The 18746-nt window shown below is 59.6% G+C and carries 15 protein-coding genes; 11 read left to right on the top strand and 4 right to left on the bottom strand.

Annotated features, from left to right (window positions below; all coding sequences use genetic code 11):
• Positions 1-16: 16 nt before the first annotated feature.
• Together RBB77_RS09420 and RBB77_RS09415 are read right to left on the bottom strand one after the other, a co-directional pair.
• Complete coding sequence (locus RBB77_RS09420) at positions 17-586, bottom strand: hypothetical protein (RefSeq protein ID WP_353066781.1); 570 nt, start codon at positions 584-586, stop codon at positions 17-19.
• Positions 587-700: 114 nt separating this feature from the next.
• Entirely contained in the window at positions 701-1090 is a 390-nt protein-coding gene (locus tag RBB77_RS09415) for a YtxH domain-containing protein (RefSeq protein ID WP_353066779.1), read from the bottom strand.
• 426 nt (positions 1091-1516) lie between these two features.
• Between RBB77_RS09415 and RBB77_RS09410 the strand changes: the two genes are divergently transcribed.
• The 8 genes from RBB77_RS09410 (at position 1517) to RBB77_RS09375 (ending at position 11080) form a co-directional block, all read left to right on the top strand.
• Positions 1517-2653 carry a BON domain-containing protein gene (locus tag RBB77_RS09410; protein WP_353066777.1) on the top strand — a complete coding sequence of 379 codons (1137 nt, stop codon included), beginning with the start codon at positions 1517-1519 and terminating at the stop codon, positions 2651-2653.
• A gap of 164 nt (positions 2654-2817) precedes the next feature.
• Positions 2818-4614, top strand: coding sequence for a glycoside hydrolase family 57 protein (locus RBB77_RS09405; protein WP_353066774.1), 1797 nt, complete (start codon positions 2818-2820; stop codon positions 4612-4614).
• A 201-nt stretch (positions 4615-4815) separates the two neighbouring features.
• Positions 4816-5115, top strand: coding sequence for a GIY-YIG nuclease family protein (locus RBB77_RS09400; RefSeq protein ID WP_353066772.1), 300 nt, complete (start codon positions 4816-4818; stop codon positions 5113-5115).
• A 503-nt stretch (positions 5116-5618) separates the two neighbouring features.
• Positions 5619-6509, top strand: a complete 891-nt coding sequence (locus tag RBB77_RS09395) for a hypothetical protein (RefSeq protein WP_353066770.1) — start codon at positions 5619-5621, stop codon at positions 6507-6509.
• Complete coding sequence (locus tag RBB77_RS09390) at positions 6506-7168, top strand: class I SAM-dependent methyltransferase (protein ID WP_353066768.1); 663 nt, start codon at positions 6506-6508, stop codon at positions 7166-7168. Before RBB77_RS09395 ends, RBB77_RS09390 begins: the two co-directional genes overlap by 4 nt.
• 66 nt (positions 7169-7234) lie before the next feature.
• Positions 7235-9379, top strand: a complete 2145-nt coding sequence (locus RBB77_RS09385; RefSeq protein ID WP_353066766.1) for a M1 family metallopeptidase — start codon at positions 7235-7237, stop codon at positions 9377-9379.
• Positions 9380-9386: 7 nt separating this feature from the next.
• Entirely contained in the window at positions 9387-10472 is a 1086-nt protein-coding gene (locus RBB77_RS09380) for a hypothetical protein (protein WP_353066764.1), read from the top strand.
• A gap of 74 nt (positions 10473-10546) precedes the next feature.
• Entirely contained in the window at positions 10547-11080 is a 534-nt protein-coding gene (locus RBB77_RS09375; protein WP_353066762.1) for a SixA phosphatase family protein, read from the top strand.
• Here RBB77_RS09375 and RBB77_RS09370 read toward each other — a convergent pair.
• A complete protein-coding gene (locus RBB77_RS09370) occupies positions 11032-12594 on the bottom strand; it encodes a Ppx/GppA phosphatase family protein (protein ID WP_353066760.1) in 1563 nt (520 codons plus the stop codon). The two genes, RBB77_RS09375 and RBB77_RS09370, sit on opposite strands and share 49 nt — an antisense overlap.
• 132 nt (positions 12595-12726) lie before the next feature.
• Between RBB77_RS09370 and RBB77_RS09365 the strand changes: the two genes are divergently transcribed.
• From RBB77_RS09365 to RBB77_RS09355, 3 genes are all read left to right on the top strand, one after another.
• The gene (locus tag RBB77_RS09365; RefSeq protein WP_353066758.1) at positions 12727-14991 is read left to right on the top strand and encodes an ArnT family glycosyltransferase; all 2265 of its coding nucleotides are present in this window, start codon (positions 12727-12729) and stop codon (positions 14989-14991) included.
• Positions 14992-15077: 86 nt separating this feature from the next.
• Positions 15078-17054, top strand: a complete 1977-nt coding sequence (locus RBB77_RS09360) for an ArnT family glycosyltransferase (RefSeq protein ID WP_353066756.1) — start codon at positions 15078-15080, stop codon at positions 17052-17054.
• Positions 17055-17128: 74 nt separating this feature from the next.
• The gene (locus tag RBB77_RS09355) at positions 17129-18304 is read left to right on the top strand and encodes a glycosyltransferase (protein ID WP_353066754.1); all 1176 of its coding nucleotides are present in this window, start codon (positions 17129-17131) and stop codon (positions 18302-18304) included.
• Positions 18305-18314: 10 nt separating this feature from the next.
• Here the strand turns inward: RBB77_RS09355 and RBB77_RS09350 are convergent, their stop codons facing one another.
• Positions 18315-18716: a MerR family transcriptional regulator gene (locus RBB77_RS09350; protein WP_183976352.1), complete on the bottom strand. Its 402-nt coding sequence runs from the start codon at positions 18714-18716 to the stop codon at positions 18315-18317.
• Between the last annotated feature and the right edge of the window lie 30 nt (positions 18717-18746).

Below are 18746 nucleotides of genomic sequence, written 5' to 3'. Positions count from 1 at the left end.
AACAAAACAAAAGCTCCTACCAGCCCGGATCAGTATCCCGCCGCGAGTTCCTGCCCGGCCCTTTCGCCCGACCCACCAAAACATCTATCCCCGCCTTCAGCCCATTCACCAGGCCATTGAACTCCCGAACCGGCAACTTGATCCCGCGCTGAACCGTCTCCGAGATGTCGTTCGTCGTATTCAGAACCGAAGTCACCATCCCATCCACCCGGTCCAACTGCGCGCGCGTCTTCGAGTTCAAATCGCTCGCAGTCGCATCGAACTCCATCGCTTTGGCACGAACCACATGACTCGTCTCGACCAGATTGTCGGTGATGATTTTAATCTTCGGAGTCGTCTCTTGAATAAACCCATGAGAGTTTTCCAAAACCGGCGTCAGCTTCGCGCGTATCTCTTCAAAAATCTCAAGTCCACGCTTCCGCGTCTTCGCCGCGCCGACAGCCATCGCAATCAAAGCAACCGCCTGTGCGATCAGCGCAACGGCCACCATTCCAACGAAGACCATCAATAGCCGCGAGTTCCCTGAAGAAAGCGAGTCCGCATCTTGCAGCCACATACCTGACATCACGATCCGCATCGCTTCCATAAAGTCTCTCAATCCCTCAAGTTACGAGATAACAAATCATAAGGCCCGGCCGCCAGCAAGGGGTCGACCGGGCCTAGACTATCAGAAACGACGACAACGAGGACCAGAACTGTTCTACGAGTTGGATTCGCCCGTCGTGCTCACATACGCTTGTTTGCCCGCGTCGATCGCAGAAGATACCTTATCGGCGTGTTCCTGAACCAGGCCCTTCCCCTTCTCGACATATTGAGCCCACTGCGTCCGTCCCTTGTCGTAGTACTCCTTGCCGCGATCGACATATTCGTTCACTTGCTGCTTACCCTGTTGCGCCAGAACTGCCGCACGATCCTGCGCCTGTTGGGCAAGGACAGCAGCCCGATCCTTGGCATCAAGAGCGCTCGCGACCAGATCCTCTCGCGTCTCTTTCCCGGCCTTTGGGGCATACAACACACCGACAAGGGCACCGATGCCCAGTCCCGCCAGGAACCAACCCAATCCACTCACACTCTCGTCGTTATCTGACATACTCATTCTCCTCTTTCAGGCTTCGGTTCAGAATCTGCCTTCCGCCTTTATATCTCAACTTCTTAGATTTCCAATCCATCAGATCCGAAAACCACTTCAAATCTTCACTCGATTCGATTGCTCGGGCAATCGCAACTTCGCTGTGTCTAGGAAGATGCCCTGCACTCCAATTAGGTTGCGCGCCAAACCCCTCACTACGGTCATTTGCCGCAAACCTCCTCTCTGCTCGCTTTTCACTTTTTGCCGAAAGCAAGCTGATATCTTTCCTGAACCGCCTCGTCTAACAGTCAATAACAAGATCATCCTCCGCGAAAAACGAGCAAACCCGGTTCACTCGAAACTTCCGTCTAAGACGCTGCATCGGATACCTGTTCAGTGGTTTACAGTGTTCGCAGAGCGTCTCCCTCGACGCACGAAAGGGGTTTCATGTACGCCAACCGCTCTCTCTCCGCCACACGCGCTCTTCTGGCCATCGGCTCTCTCGCCATCGCACTCAGCTTTGCCGGATGCAAAAGCTCCGCACCCGCCGTCCCTACCGACGACGCCAGCCTGACCGCTGCCCTGCAAACCCGCCTCACCAACGATGACGCCCTCAAGTCCGAACCGATCAACTCCTCCGTTCAGGACAAAGTCGCCACCCTCAACGGAACCGTCAGCAGTGAAGCAGCGCGCTCCCTCGCCGCCGCTGACGCCGCACAAGTCGCCGGCATCAAGACCGTAGTCAACAATCTTTCCGTGCAGGCTCCCGTGGCCATGACTGCCGCAGTCGTCCCACCGCCGCCCACGCCCGCACCCGTCGCGCCAAAGAAACTCCCCACCCCAAAACCAGCAGCGAAGCCAAAGCCAGCCCCAATCGTCCAGGAGCCCGCTCCCGCCCAACCGCCTCCGCCCCCTCAGGAAGCAGCAGCCACACCGCCGCCCCCGCCGCAGCAGGAGCTCCCACCGCCGCCCCCGCCCCCACCACCCGTGCCCGAGTTCCGTAGCATCACAGTTCCGCCCGACACGACCATCCCCATCCGCATCACGCAAACCCTCGACAGCGCCACCACGCAACAAGGCGACACCTTCACCGGCACCGTCGCCACCGACATCATCCTCGACGACCTCGTCGTCATCCGTCAGGGCACCGCCGTCACAGGCCGTGTCTCTGCCGTGCAGGAAGCAGCCCACTACAAAGGCAGCTCACTCCTCACTGTCGAACTCACCAGCATCACCCGCCGCGGCGAAAAACTCGCCGTCACCACCGAACCCTACAGCGTCGAGGGCAAGGGTCGCGGCAAAAACACAGCCGAGAAAGTCGGTGGTGGAGCAGCCGTCGGTGCTATCCTCGGTGGCATCCTCGGTGGCGGCAAAGGAGCAGCGATCGGCGCAGCCGCAGGCGGCGGTGTTGGTGCAGGCGCAAACACCATCACCCGCGGCGAGCAAGTTCAGATCCCGTCCGAAAGCCTCATCCGCTTCCGTCTGACCAACACCTTGTCTCTCAAAGTTCCAACAAAAAATACAGAGAGCACGAGCAGCAACCCTGATCTGCAATCGCGGCCTGGAGACCAGCCGCCACAGTAGCAAAGCTTTGCATCAAACCGTTTAGAGCCCAGGCGGCAGTCTCACCTGGGCGGTCATCCCATCCTGAAACCGTTCAACGCGGATCAGGACTAAACGAAGCTGCAGCCCGACGAAGATCCGTCACAAGACTGCCCTACCCAGCGTTTTTCCAGAGGTGTACCGTCTTGACGAAGGCATCGATCGACAATGCGTCTCGCCCCGCAGGGTTTCTCACCTTCACCCTGCACGCGCATCTCCCCTATGTCGTCAATCACGGCACGTGGCCCCATGGACTCGAGTGGCTCCACGAAGCCGCTGCCGAAACCTACCTCCCTTTTCTCCGCGTCCTCAAAAATCTCGAGCGCGACAAAATCCGTTTCAACTGCAACCTCAATCTCTCGCCCATCCTCCTTGAGCAGCTCTCTCACCCAGTCTTCCTCGCCGAGTTCCCCCGCTACCTCACCCGCAAGATCGTAGCTGCCCGCGAAGACGAAGCTTTCTTCCTCCAATCCGGCGACCACCATCTCGCCGAGACCGCCCGTTTCTGGCAGCGCTTCTTCTCGCAGGCACTCGACGACTTCAACGGCTTCAACCGCGATCTCATCGCCGCCTTCCGTCACTTCAACGACACCGGCCTCATCGACATCATCACCTGCGGCGCCACCCACGGCTACATGCCTCTGCTCGGCACGGACGAGAGCGTACGCGCCCAGATCCACACCGCCGTCGACACCCACATCCGCCACTTCAATAAAGCCCCTCGCGGCATCTGGGCACCCGAGTGCGGCTACCGCCCCGCCGGTATCTGGAGCCAACCCGTCCCCAACTCCGACGGCACCCCAACGCCCCCAGCCTTCCATCGCATCGGCGTCGAGCAAGCCCTCTCCGAAGCCGGCCTCGAGTTCTTCTTCGTCGACACTCATCTCGTTGAAGAGTCCCGACACACCGCCTCGCCCTACGATCCACCCCGCGACGGTCTTCCCCATACTCCCGAAAAGGAGCGTGTCACCCACCAGCCCCACCGCTCCCTCTACCAGCCCTACTACGTCGACGGCCCCTCCGCCAAAGAGAACGCCACCACCATCTTTCCCCGCGACCCCCACACCGGCCTCCAGGTCTGGTCCGGAGACACAGGCTATCCCGGCGACGGCGTCTACCTCGACTTCCACAAAAAACGCTGGCCCGGCGGTCATCGCTACTGGCGCGTCACCGGCTCCAAAGTCCAGATGGGAGACAAGCAGCCCTACTACCCTCAGGAAGCCGCCGAGCGCGTCAAAGCCCACGCCTCTCACTTCGTCCATCTCGTCTACGATGCGCTGAAGTCCGGCTTCAACGACTCCATCCCTCCCATCCTCTGCTCCCCCTTCGACGCCGAGCTTTTCGGTCACTGGTGGTTCGAGGGCTCCCTCTGGCTCGAAGCCGTCGCCCGCAACCTCCACGAGTACGAGTCCGGAATCCAGCTCATCAGTTGCGCCGACTACCTCGACCAGTACCCCCACCGCGGTTTCATCGCCATGCCCGAGGGCTCCTGGGGAACGGAGGGCAACAACCAGGTCTGGCTCAACCCCGAAACCAGCTGGACCTACACCCACATCTACCCCGCCGAGATCTACACCCGCGACGTCTGCACCACCGGCCTCTGGCGCACCTCTGACCTCGCCCTACGCGTCATGCAACAGCTCTGCCGAGAACTCCTCCTGCTCGAATCCTCCGACTGGCAGTTCCTCATCACCACCGGCGCTGCCCGCGACTACGCAGAAATCCGATTCCTCACGCACAACGATCAGTTCAACGAAGTCAAAGCCCTCTGGCAAACCTACGAATCATCTGGCGCCATCACCGAAGCCCAGCAATCTCGCCTGGCCGAAATCGAACAGCGCGACAGCATCTTCCCCAACATCGATCCCGGCCTCTGGGTCACCGCTGCCAAGGAGCCCTTCCCCGCTCCACCCCTTCCCCATCCCGTCGAAACCACAGCCTAGCCTCTACGCCGCAACCTGCCATTGAAGTTGCATTGGCTGTTGCTGTTGCTGTTGCTGTTCCCGTTGCCGTTGCCGCTGCTGTTGCTGTTGCTGTTGCATTTCTGTTGTCATCCCCGAAGGGGATCTGCTGTTGCCGTTACCTCTCAGCTACCGTCCAACCTTTTCCCATCCCCACCAAGAAATCCCTGCTACCCTCCCCAAATGCCTCCCCGCGACTATCACTTCTGGGTCTACATCCTATCCAGCCGTTCGCGAAACCTATACATAGGCATAACCAACAACATTCATCGCCGAACCAATCAACACCACGAAGCGCCCCCTAAAACCCACACAGCGCACTACAACATTCACCGCCTCGTCTACTGCGAATATTTCCGTTACGTGCGCAGCGCCATCGCCCGCGAAAAAGAACTTAAGCATTGGACAAGAGCCCAAAAGATCGAACTGATCGAACGAACGAATCCGACATGGGACAACCTCCTGCCACCCCAACCCGATTAATCAAGTTGCCGTGTCTGCTGCCGTTGCCTTTCTTGTTGTCATCCCCGGATCTACAATTGCAGTTGCCGTTGCCGTTGCTGTTGCTGTTGCCTTTCTTGTTGTCATCCCAGAAGGGGATCTGCTTTGCTTTTGCACGTCCACCGCACACTACCAAAACAATCATCATTCGTACTTCATCGTCCTGAGTAAGCCCCCAAAAAACCTGTCAACCCCGCAAACGCCAAAAACCCGCGCCAATCCAGCACAATCGCGTGGCGTATTAGTTTCCCACCACCAGCTATAATGAATGAAGCAAACAGAAAAACCCCGGAATCCCCGGGGTTTTCCACATTAACCCGTAACCCGTTTGATTTGACGAATTTACCCGCAACCCCTTTGGAATGAAGATTTTGCAGAATGCCAAAATGGCAATTCGCTGAAAATAAACCACTTGCATGGGATGACGGGGGGGGTACCCCTCAATCCGGCGGCATCAAAACTCAACGAAGAGGACGATACTGACAGTGACGACAGCAACACAAACACGAAGCACCAACGCCACTCTCAACCACCTGACCACATCCTCCAGACACCCCCTCACCCTCTGGCATCTTCTCTCCCTCGACGCCCCCACAGTAGCCGCCCTTTGGACCTGGTTCATCGCCTCCGCCAACCATCTCCATCTACCAGCGGTCAGCATCGTAGCCATGTTTCTCGCCGTCTGGATGCTCTACGCCGCCGACCGTCTCCTCGACGCGCGCAACATCGACGCATCAAACAGTAGCGACCTCGAAGCGCGCCACTACTTCCACAATCGGCACCGTGGCGCCTTCCTCACCGGCATCCTCGCCGCCTCCATTACCCTCGCAATCCTTCTCCCCCACCTTGAACCCCAAGCCATCCACCTCTACCTCATCCTCGGCGGTCTGCTCTTCGGTTATTTCATCCTCATCCACGCCACCAGCAGCGCTCATCGTCTCCCCAAGGAGATCGCCGTCGGCCTCTTCTTCGCCGCCGCTACCTTTATCCCCACCGTAGCTCGCCGCCCCGACCTCCGCATCTCCCTATTCCCACTCGCGGTCCTCTTCGCTACGGCATGCAGCCTCAACTGCCTCTTCATCTACACCTGGGAACACAGCTCCCTCACGCCATCCGCTCCCCCCGCACACCCCGCCACCCAACTTGCCCTCCACAAACTTCCGCTTCTCACCGCCACACTCATCTTCCTCAGCGCCGCCTTCTCCATACTTGACCGTCAGGTTTCGTGGTCGATCCCATGCGCGATCGCGGCCTCCACTCTCTTGCTCCTCCTCTTGCATCACCGCCGCCATCACACCGCACGCCTCACCCTCCGAAGCCTCGCCGACCTCGCCCTCATAACACCGCTCCTTCTCCTCCCCCTCCTTCCTCGATGATGCGCGGCCAACCCAACTTCGACCAAATCGCGCGTCCTTACCGCTGGCTCGAATACCTCACCCTCGGCCGTGCTCTCGAGCGATGCCGCCTCCACTACCTGCCAAGCCTCCTCAAACGCAAGCAAGCCCTCGTCCTCGGCGACGGCGACGGCCGCTTCCTCGCACAACTCCTCGCTCAAAATCCTCGCCTCCACGCCGATGCGATCGACACCAGCGCAACCATGCTCCAACTCCTCCGCCAACGGTGCGAAGCTCTGGTCCCAAAAACACACACACGCCTCACCACCCATCAAGCCGACGCGCTCACCTACCCACTCGCCCCGCCCTACGATCTCATCGTCACTCACTTCTTTCTCGATTGCCTCACCCAGCCCGACCTCGAAACCCTCGTCAACCGCATCGCGCCAACTCTCTCGCCCGGGGCCCTCTGGCTAGTCTCCGACTTCCAAATCCCCACCGGCCCAATGCGCCTCCCAGCGAAGATTCTCGTCCGCGCTCTCTATCTCGCCTTCCGCATCCTCACCGGCCTCCGCACCACCCAACTCCCCGACCACGCCACCCCCCTCAAGCAAGCAGGCCTAACCCGAATCGCCCAACGACAACGCCTCTCCGGACTCCTGATCACCGAACTCTGGCAACGCAACCCGGACCCCCAATGAACCCCCTCGCTCCCGCAACACAAACTTTTTCCTCCCCAGACCCGCAGCCCCACCTACAATCCCCATATGCCGCGAACCCGCCCGCTCCTCGTCGCCGCACTCCTCCTCTACCCGCTCGCGATCCACGCTCAAACAACTCCGCAGCCCAGCATCGCGACTAACTCACCCGACGGCAAGCCACTCTCCACCAGGGTCGTCGCCTACAACATCGACGCCAAACTCGACACCAATAAAAAAACCCTCGACGCCACCGAGACCCTCACCTACAAAAACCTCAGCGGCCACCCCCTCACCACAATCCCATTCCACCTCTACCTCAACGCCTTCCGCCCCCAGTCCACCTTCTCCAAAGAAAGTCACTACACCGGCGGAGTCCTCGACCCCGAGGACGACAAAAACTACCCATCCGAAAAACTCGGCAGCATCACAATCTCCCACATCGAAGCTGACGGCTACGGCGACCTCACCTCAGCCATGCACTTCATCGCCCCCGATGACAACAACGCCGAAGACCACACCGTCACCGAGATCAATCTCCCTCATCCGCTCGCACCCAACGACGCCATCACCTTCCGCCTCGCCTTCCACGACATCTTCCCGCTCTCGGTCGCCCGTAACGGTTACAAACGCGACTTCATCATGGGCGGCCAGTGGTACCCGAAACCCGGAGTCTTCTGGCACGGCGCCTGGAACTGCCACCAATATCACTCCTCCACAGAATTTTTCTCCGACTTCGCAACCTTCCGCGTCTCGCTAACGCTCCCACGCCGCTACGTAGTCGGCGCCAGCGGCGTTCCAACCGGCGAAGTCACCAACTCCGACAACACCAAGACCCTCAGCTTCTACGGCGAAGACATAGGAGACTTCGCCTGGGCCGCAAGCCCAAACTTCACCATCACTGACGGAACCTACCTCTCTTCTCTAGGCCCAGTAAAGATTCACGTCCTCGCACTTGCTGCCCATCCCAAAGCTGGCGGTCGTTACCTCGACGTCATGCAGAAGACCCTCGCCGAGTATGACCATCGCTACGGGCCCTATCCCTACAAGATCATCACTGTCATCGACCCCGAGCCCGGCTCTGAGATCGGCGGCATGGAATACCCCACCCTCTTCACAGGAGAAACCTCCTGGTACGACCCCACCTACCTCACCGAACAAGCCGCCGAACATGAGTTCGGCCATCAATACTGGTACGGAATGGTCGCCACCAACGAGTTCGAAGACGCGTGGCTCGACGAAGGCATCAACTCCTACACCGAGGTCAAAGTCATGGCCGCCATCTTCGGTCAAAACACCTCAGTCTTCGGACGATCTTACGCAAACCTTGGCGACACTGATCTGCGGCGTTATAACTACTTCATCGAGCCCGACTTTGATCCGGTAACTCGCTGGGCCTTCAAATTCCGCAACTTCGACTCCTACGGCGTTATCACTTACGGCAAATCCGCCACTCTCCTGACCACACTCGAAGGCATCATCGGTCGAGACACGATGGACGAAGCCATGCGCACCTACTTCATGCGCTACCGCTTTACTCATCCCACAACCGAGGACTTCCTCCGCACCATCGAGGAGGTCGCCATAGCCCATGGCAAAGCCATCTCCACCGTTTCCCTTCCTCCAACACGCATACAGCAGCCCACAACATCGTACCAACCCCCAGCCACCTCTTTCAACGAGGCCGATGCTTCTCCCACGCTCGCCTTTCCTTCATCTCCGCCGCTCACCTCAACCGGCTATCCCGACTACGCCACCACTTCAGCCACGAACTCCAGCCTTCGATCCTTCTTCAACCAGGCCGTCTACGGAACTCAGATCCTCGACTACTCCGTCGACCAAGTCTCTTCCGATCCAGCCCAATGGTGGCTCCCGGAACCCAAAGACAAGAAGCAAGTCCAGTACCTCTCCTCTGTCTACCTCCGTCGCAAGGGCGATTTCATCCTCCCCGTCACCGCAGAAATCGTCTTCGACGACGGCACACGTCTCCGGGAACGTTGGGATGGCGTCGACCGCTGGACCAAATTCACTTACACTCGCAACGCGAAGATCCTCTCTGTCGAAATCGACCCCGACCACACGATCCTCCTCGACAAAAATCTCTTCAACAATAGCTACGTCATCACGCCTAACAACATCCCCGCTCGCAAACTCTCCAACATCTGGCTGAGCTTCCAGCAACTTCTGGCCCAACTCTCCTCCTGGATCGTGTAAACCCATCATGCTCGAACGTCGCAACATCTTCCTTCACGGCCTCTTCCTCGCACTCCGCCGCTTCCCCGCGCTTATCTGGGCGTACGTCTTCAACCTGGGACTGGGTCTGATCTTTTCCATCCGCCTCCACGCTCAGTTCAGCTCCATAATGGATCACTCCCTCGCCGCGCAGCGACTCACAAGCGGTTTCGACCTCAGCACACTGGCCAACACTTTTCTCCGCTTGCAGGATGGCCCTTCTGGCGGCAACGCCGGCGCCTTTACCTCTGTCCCTCTGTACCTGCTGGTCTATTTCCTCCTCGTCCCTGGAACTCTCTTCTGCTATCAAACAAAGAGCCGCGCAAAGCTGAGCACCCTCTTCCACCAGGGACTGATCCACTTCTGGCGTTTTTTCCGGATCACCCTCCTCACCGTCCTGGTCTCGGCACTAATACTCGGCCCTCTCGTCTTCATCCAAGGCAAATGGGCCGACCACGTCGACAGGCACGCTGTCGAACGTAACGCATTCTTCGCAACCCTCATCGGTTACGTGGTTATCTTCCTCGTCGCGTCTATCCTTCGTCTCTACTTCGATCTCGTTGAGGTCTACACGGTCCAGCTCGGCCTCCATCTCCGCCATAACGGCAAGCCTGACCGCCGCGTCCGCCGCGCGCTCGCCCCTGCCTGGAGAACCCTCCGCGTTCACTTTTCGCAAGCGTGGCCCGTCTTCCTCTTTCTCACCATCCTAGGAGCGTCCGCCGTCATCCTCACCGCCCGCGTTTCCATGCATATGCTCGCGCAGCCTCGAGTCTGGCCAACCTTCCTCCTCGCCCAGCTTGGCCTCTTCCTTCTCTTGTTCACTCGCTTCTGGCAACGCGGAGCCGAGACATCTCTGGCCCTCCAACACCCCATCTTCACCCCGGCGCCCCTACCCATCCTTCCTGTCGTTGGCAAGGTAAACCCCGTCGACCCGCTGCACCCAGTCCCTGCTCACCAGATCTCCCCGCCTGGCCAGCCTCTCGACCCGATTCCAAATCCCGAACCCGCCTCCCCCTCGCTTGACGTGCCAGATCCAGGAGTCTTCCATCACAATCCGGCCAAACCACCACAATAGCCCAACATCTCACCACACATTCATACCCCGGCTATGAGCCATAAACGCCCCCTGCGGTAATATGTGAATAGATTATGAATTTGTATATTCTTCGCCACGCCAGCGCTGGTCTTCGCAGAACAAATCCCCTCCTCGACGTGAAGCGTCCCCTCGACAAAGAAGGGAAAAAGCATAGTCTCCAGCTTGCTTACGTGCTCAATGCATTGAACATACAGTTTGATCTCATCATCTCGAGCCCACTCAAGCGCTCCCTCCAGACCGCCGCCATGATCGGCACCGAGACCGGTTACGAAGCCCCGATTCAGCAATCTGAAGCACTCGCCCCCTCCGCTACCGTAAAGGACTTCCAAAAGCTCCTTCGCGAGATCTCGAACCGCGAAAACGTCCTCGTGGTCGGCCATAACCCAAACCTAACCATTTTCTTAGGCTCGCTTCTAGTCCCCGCCGCAAGCCCCACAGCCAATATCCGCCTCCGCAAGGGCTCTATCGCGCGCGTCGTCATCACCCGTGGTCCCGCTACTCTGCAAGCCTTGCTCGACCCCCGCACCGTTCGCGCCCTCTACGCCACCTCGACGAAGAGTTCCCGCCGAAAGACCTCGCGAAAATAAGCCGCTTCTTTCTTCAGCGACCAGGCCTCCAACTCGGCTCCACCACGTCCCGGCACCAACTCCAGCAGAACACGCTTCGGATACACATGAGTCTTCATCTGGAGGACCGCGCTGGCGCGGTCCTGATTCAGCGCCACCGCTAGCCGAAGCAACACCACCGCCCGTGTCACGTTCATGTGCTCTTCCACCGGAATCCACCGCATCGGCCGGTCCAGAGGATCGGGCCGGCTCTTCCCCATGTACCGGGCGACAGCGCTCACAATCATCCGCTGTTCCGGCGAAAATCCGAAGATCTCCGAGTTCGCAATGATGTATTGCGTGTGACGGTAATGTCCCTGGTGGTTCATGAACTTGCCGACATCCTGCATCATCGCCGCAGCCTCGAGCCACAGCCTGTACTCCTCCGGCAACTCATGCACCCGCGCCAATGCATTGAACAACTCCACCACATGCTGCCTCACCGGCTCCACCCGCCGCTGTTCGATTCCGTACCTCTGGCAAACCTCGAGCACGCCTGCCCATCGCTCGCTCTCGATCTTCTGGTGCACTGACGTTCGTAGATCGACCTCCGCCAGCATCTGCGCGAGCATCCCGTCGCGCAGGCCCAGCGGAGAATAGCGAAATCCCTTCAGCCCCATCCGCTCCAGCAAACTTGCATACACCAGCGAGCCGCCGACGATAATCTCCGACCGCCGTGGCCCAATCCCTGGCACTCCTTCCCGCTCAGAATTGTTCATCTTCGCCAGCCGATCCGCCAGTCGCCGCACATCGGGTGTGTCCGCAGTCAAAGCTCCCACGCGCTCCAGTCGTTTCTTTGCCAAAGTCTTATTTGTCGCCCTGCCCTTGCGGACATGCCCACTCGCCTCCGCCAGCGCCGACGCCGTCCCCGAGGTCGCAATCACCAACCCTACTCTCGGCGTCCCAAGCTTCTTCTCTGCCCGCTTCAACTCGCGATCAATGAACTGCTTCAACCGCGCGACATCTTCCTTCGCCGGAGGGTCGCTCCGCAGAAACTCTTCCCGCAGCCGCACCGCTCCCAGCGGCATGCTCACCATCGACTTGATTCGGCCGCCATCGGAGAGCGTCACCTCGCAACTCCCGCCGCCCAGATCGATCAGCAGACACCGTCCCCGCGCCCCCACCTCATGCGTCACCACTCCCAGGTGAATCAGGTGCCCTTCCTCAAGCCCCGAGATCACCTCAACGTTCCAACCCGTTGTCGCCTTCACCCACTCAGTAAACGCCGCTGCATTCCGCGCATCACGCATCGCGCTCGTCGCCACCACGCGAACTTTATCGGCCACATGCAGCTGTACTGCCTTATGAAAACGCTTGAGCGCACGAATCGTCGAGGCCATCGCCTCAGGCGAGATCACTCCCGTCTGAAAAACACTCTCCCCCAGCCGCGTGACCTCACGGTCCTCGTGCAATGTCTTCAATCGATGCATCTGTACGCTGGCAATTTTCAAGCGACACGAGTTCGATCCAATATCGATCGCGGCAAACGTAGGCATAGTTCTGGAGTCACCTCAGGAGCAAAAATCCCACCACAAGAAGATTACATCTCGCAAGCCGTTCCCTGAGCGGCGCACCTTACCAACAATCTTCCTTGCAAGCCATTTATGCTAGAAGAGCACAGCGAAAATATGATGAAAGACACACTCCTCGAAACAATCGCCGAACCTGAGGCAACGCTCGCCACCTGTAACCCGCGACGCTCCACGGCGCTGCTCGTTCTCGCCGGCCTCTGGCTCATCATCTTCTTCGCCGCCCTCTTCTCTCCGCCCTTGCTCGACGACGCCGACGCAACCCATGCCAACGCCGCCCGTCACATGGCCCTCTCCGGCGATCTCGTCACGCTTCGTGTCAACGGCATCCGCTATCTCGAAAAAGCGCCGCTCCCCTACTGGCTGGGCGCCCTCAGCTTCTGTCTCTTCGGCTTCAACACCTTTGCCGCGCATCTCCCGCAGGCAATCGGCGTCCTTCTCCTCGCACTCCTCGGCTATCATTGGGCCTTTCGCGCTTTCAACGCCCGCGCTGCCTTCTACACCGGCCTCGCCACTCTCACCACCGTCGGCGTCTTTCTCTTTACCCGCTACTACATCCCCGAAGTTCTCCTCTCTCTGTTCCTCTGCGTCGCCCTCTACTGCCTCCTGCAAAGTCTCCTCCCCTCCGCAAGTGAGAAAGCGGCAGACCAAAGGTCGCCGAAACACAAAACGGCTTTCTCAAATGCTGGGAAAAGAGCCGTCATCTCGACCGATGCGCAGCGGAGTGGAGTGCCCCCCGCATTTCTTTCCCCGACCGCCTACGCCTACGTCATGTGGACAGTTCTCGCCCTCGCTGTCCTTACCAAAGGCCTCGTAGCGCTCATCTTCTTCTCCGGCGCGGCCATTCTCTATCTCGCCCTAAGCGGCGAATACAAAAACTGGCGCACTCTCAAACCCTTCACGGGAATCCTGCTCTTCCTTCTCATCGCATCCCCGTGGCACATCCTCGCTGGCCTGCGCAACACCGGCGGCATGAACGGCCACGGCTTCTTCTGGTTCTACTTCATCAACGAGCATTTCCTCCGCTTCCTCGGCCGACGCTACCCGATGGACTACAACAAGCTCCCTACCTCCCTCTTCTGGAGCCTCCATCTCGTCTGGCTTTTCCCCTGGTCGCTCTTCTGTGGAACCCTCATCCACCAGGCCTACACCACCTTCCAGAGCTATCGCGCTTCTAATCCCGCACCCACCAACGAAGCTAGAACCTTCTACTGGCAACCCTACGCCGTAGTCGGTGTGGGCCTAATTCTCCAAAACGCCCTGAAGGTTCCATACCTCTTCACTGTCTTCGTGGCACTCATCCTCTTTCTGCTCTACGGCCTCCGCCGCCGCCAATCAAACTCTCCATCGGGCACCCCACTCCTCCGCGTCAGCACGCTCGCCCAACGCAGCACCCTCCTTCTTACCCTCTTCGCCACTCTGGTCCTCACGTTCTTCTCCCTCTCCACCAACCAGGAGTACTACACCTTCCCCGCGTACCTCGCGATCATCCTTCTCCTTGCCGTTGCCCTCACGCACGCCGAGCAAACCTTCCCCTTCGACTCCGCCTCACGCCGCTGGATCACCGTCGCTCACACCACCTTCACCGTCCTCGGCTTGGCCATTGCCGTCACGCTGATCTACGGCCTCTGGAACTCCCGCCATCTCCCCTTCGTTCCCGACATCGGCGATGTCCTCGCCCACCGCGGCGTAGGCAACTACACCCTCTCCATGTCCGGCATCTTCGACCTCACAGGTCCCAGCTTCGCGGCACTACGTCTCCCCGCCGCGCTCGCCGCCGTAGCCTTCCTTACCGGCCCGGCCATCGCCTGGTTTCTCCGCTCGCAGCGCCGACACCTCGCTTCGACTGTAACTGTCGCCCTCACCGCGACCACTTTCTTCGTCGCAGCTCACATAGCCTTCGCACGCTTTGCTCCCATGCTCTCCTCCCGCAGCGTCGCCGACACCATCCAACAGCTCGAAGCCAACCACTCCATCGCCCCCAACACCGAAGTCCTCCTCTACGGAGATCAGTCCTACGGATCCTCGATCGCCTTCTACCTCGGCCGACAGGTCTATCTCGTCAACGGCCGCTCCTCCTCTATGCTCTTCGGCGGAACCTTCCCCGACGCACCGCCCATCTTCCTCACCTCGCAGGACCTGCTCACCGTCTGGGGCCACGGCGAACGCAAGCTTCTCTTCGTTCCCATGGAAAAGCGAGAAATAGTCGACCAACTCCTCGGCAACAAAAAGATTCTTCTCTTCGAAAGTTCCGGCAAAGCCCTCTTCACCGACCGTCCCCTGAACAACTCGGGCAAATCCGAAGATCACAACACCGCGACTCTCTCCCTCAACCAAAATCTGACCAGACCGAACACTCGCTGATCGGAACGACAAGGATGCCCTCACATCGCAGTCCATTGCAGCACCGGTTGATCTGCCAAAGCGCTCCCAGCTAAAGCCAGAGACCCATGCAACCTGACCATCTCTACGAAGAAGCCTTAGTGCACGAGACCTCCTCCCCAAACGCCGCCCCGCGACGTCTCTGGAGTCCCGTCTCTCTCGTCATCATCTTCTTTCTCTGGCTCATTCTTCAGATCGGCGGCCTCTTCACCCCCGGCCTCCTCGACGACGTCGACTCCATCTACATCGAGGTCGCTCGCGAGATGCTGCAACGCCACGACTTCGTCACCCCAACGATCGACGGCATTCGTTTCTTCGACAAACCTCCCCTGATGTACTGGATGGCAGCCGGCTCCATGCATCTCTTCGGCATCCACGACTGGGCCGCCCGCCTTCCCCTTGCCCTCGCCGTCCTGGCGCTCCTCCTATCCGTCTACGCCCTAGGCATCCGCCTCTTCGCAGCAATCTCCCCCACCGACAAACCCGACCGCGGAGGCTTCTACGCCGCACTCGCCGTCGCCACCAGCATTGGCCCCTACCTCTACACCCGCTTTTACATCCCAGACATTCTCATCGCCCTCTGGATGACCCTGGCGGTCCATCTCTTCCTCATAGCCCTCAACCGCCGTCAGCCACACGGTACCTCCTCATCCCAGCAACAAAGATCCGCCCTTCAACCGTGCCTCGCCTTCGCCGCCGTCATGGCCGCAAATGTCCTGACAAAAGGTCTCATCGGCCTTGTCTTTCCCATCGGCTTCGTCCTGCTCTACCTGGCCTTCACAAACCAGCTCAGGCTCCTGCTCAAACTCCATCTCATCCCCAGCACATTGGTCTTCCTCGCTCTCGCAGCACCGTGGCACATCCTCGCCGCGCTACGCACTCCCGCAATCCCACTCCCCGCTGGCTTCGGTCTCCCCGCCACCGGAGGCTGGGCCTGGTTCTATCTCTACAACGAGCACATCGCGAGATTCCTCTCAAAACGCATCCCCCACGACTACGGCCAGACACCCGTGCTTCTCTTCTGGCTCTATCTCGCCATCTGGGTCCTTCCCTGGACCGTCTTCCTGCCGGCAGCGATCGCCAATCACGTTCGAACTCTCCGCAACCACGCGTCCAACATCACCGCCAACGCGCTCTCCGTCGCCCGCGACCACGAAGCCGCCCTCTCGCTCCTTCTATGGAGCATCCTCGTCATGGGCTTCTTCTCCCTCTCCAGCCGTCAGGAGTACTACTCCATTCCCGCGATACCGGCCTTGTGCCTCATGGCCGGCGGTCTCCTCGCCCGCGCGGATCAATCGTCACGCTCAACACTCCACGACATCGGCGCCACGGCCACCGAGAGCGCCCTCCACTGGCACGTCTACCTTCTCCTGCCCCTTACCACGATCATTGCCATCGTCTGCGGATACTTCGCCATCACCGCACCGCACCCGGCCCCCGGCGCCGATCTAGCCTCACTCCTGAACTCCAATCCCGACTTCTATAATCTCTCCCTCGGCCACCTCTTCGACCTCACCGACGACGCCATGGGAATCTTCCGTGGCCCGCTCGTCGCAGTCGCTCTCAGCATGCTCGGCGTCGGCTTCGGCAGCTACATCCTGCGACGCCGCTCGTTCACTTACGCTGCGAATCTCGTCCTCGCCGCTGCAATGACCCTCACCCTTCTCGCCGCACACGAAGGCCTCGTCCGCTTCTATCCCATCCTTGGGTCAAAGGCCCTCGCCGCCACCATAAATCAGGACATCCGGCCCGGCGATCGCGTCATCATCGATGGTTGGCTGTCCTCCGGCTCATCCATCCTTTTCTACACCGGCCAACAGGCAGCCCTCGTCAACGGGCGAATCTACGGCCCCTGGTATGGCTCCTTCTGGCCCGATGCCCCACCCATCTTCGGAACCGACGACGGACTCCGCCAAGCCTGGTCCGGCTCCCAGCGTATCTTCCTGCTTACCTTCAACAAACAACGTGCCGCCGACCTTGCACGCTTCGCCCCGGTCCACCTCCTCGCCGCCGAAGGCGGTAAATTCATCCTCTCCAACCGCTAATCGCTCTTCGGTCTCCCTAGCGGCGCCCCCCGCAGTGGCACAACCCAACACGAGCCGATATCCTTACAGAAGCCATGTCCCCCATCCTGCTCCTGATCGGCCGCGTTGCCTTTGCCATCGGCTTCTTCGGCATCGTGACCTCCGGAGTGTCTTTTCTTCTGGCCGTCATCGGCGGCTTCCGATTCCGCTCCCATCGCAACGATCAGGGCAACTACGCCCCTCCGGTAAGCATTCTCAAGCCTCTTCACGGCAAGGATTCCGGGCTGGAGGAGAATATCGAGAGCTTCTTCACCCTCAACTATCCCCAGTTTGAACTCATCTTCTGCGCAAGATCACTCTCCGATCCAGGAATTCTCTGCGCTCAAGAAGTCGCGGCCCGATTCCCATCCATTTCCGCACGATTCCTGGCCTCAGGCGAGCCGCTCTGGCAAAATCCCAAGACCTTCTCCATGTCGCTCCTTGTCGAAGCGGCGCAGCACGAGATCATCCTCTTCTCCGACAGCGACGTTCGCGTCAGCCCCTCCTATCTCCACGACATCCTGCAGCCTCTGGCCGACCCCGCAGTCGGCTTAGTCACCTGTGTTTTTCGGGGAAAGCCCGCAGTCACCACCTCGCTGCCCACCGCCCTCACACAAACAGTGGAGTTCTCCAGTGGCGTCCTGACCGCAAATCTGATCGAAGACATCAAGTTCGGGCTCGGCCCGACTCTCCTCACCCGCAAAGCCCTGATCGACCAGATCGGCGGCTTCAAAGACATGGGAGACTTGCTCGCCGACGACTTCTGGCTCGGCAACCGCATCGCAGAAAAAGGTTACAAAGTAATCCTCTCAACGGCCATCGTCGATCACTGCATCAACTATGGAAGCTTCATCGCCGGCCTGCGTCACCAGATCAGCTGGATGAAGAACACTCGCTGCTCCCGTCCCGCCGGACACCTCGGCACCGGTCTCACCTACGCCATGCCCTTCGGTCTCCTCGGGTTTTTCTCCGGACTCGCCATCGGGCGACCCACCATCGGCTTGGGGCTTCTCGTTGCCGCAATCGCCAATCGCTGTCTTCAGGCCCTGCTCATCGGCTTCGCCATCATGCGCGACAGGCTATCGCTCACCTTCTTCTGGCTTTATCCCCTCTGCGATCTCCTCGGCTTCTACAGTTGGGCCGCAAGCTACTTCGGCCGAGAGATCATCTATCGCGGGGAGCGCTACCGCATCAACCCCGGCGGCGTTTTGCTTCGACTAGGCCCGAAGTAAATCCAACACTTCAGCCGGTCTTCTTATCCTTCCGCCCCGGAATCACGACCTGCCGCCGAAACGGAACCAGCCCAGCCCCCGGGGCCTGCTGTTGCTGCATTCGCGTCAACATCTCCGTCCGAACATAGTCGACGAACCCTTGCATCTGTCGATTCATCTCCTCCATCCGCTCCCGCATCTGCAGCACGATCGCGATCCCCGCGATATTCACGCCCAGGTCCCGCGCCAGGTTCAAGATAAACTCTAGCCGCTCCAGATCCTCATCGGTATAAAGACGCGTATTGCCCTCACTCCGCGACGGCCGCAGCAACCCCTCCCGCTCATACAAACGCAACGTCTGCGGATGAATCTCGTACATCTCCGCCACCGACGAAATCATGTACGCGCCCTTGCTCTTCCGCTTTGTCGCCATAGTCTCGAACCCCTGGAATCCCAACTCCGC

This window comes from Tunturibacter psychrotolerans (assembly GCF_040359615.1).
GTDB lineage: Bacteria > Acidobacteriota > Terriglobia > Terriglobales > Acidobacteriaceae > Edaphobacter > Edaphobacter psychrotolerans.
This window is presented reverse-complemented; position numbering and strand designations above follow the sequence as displayed.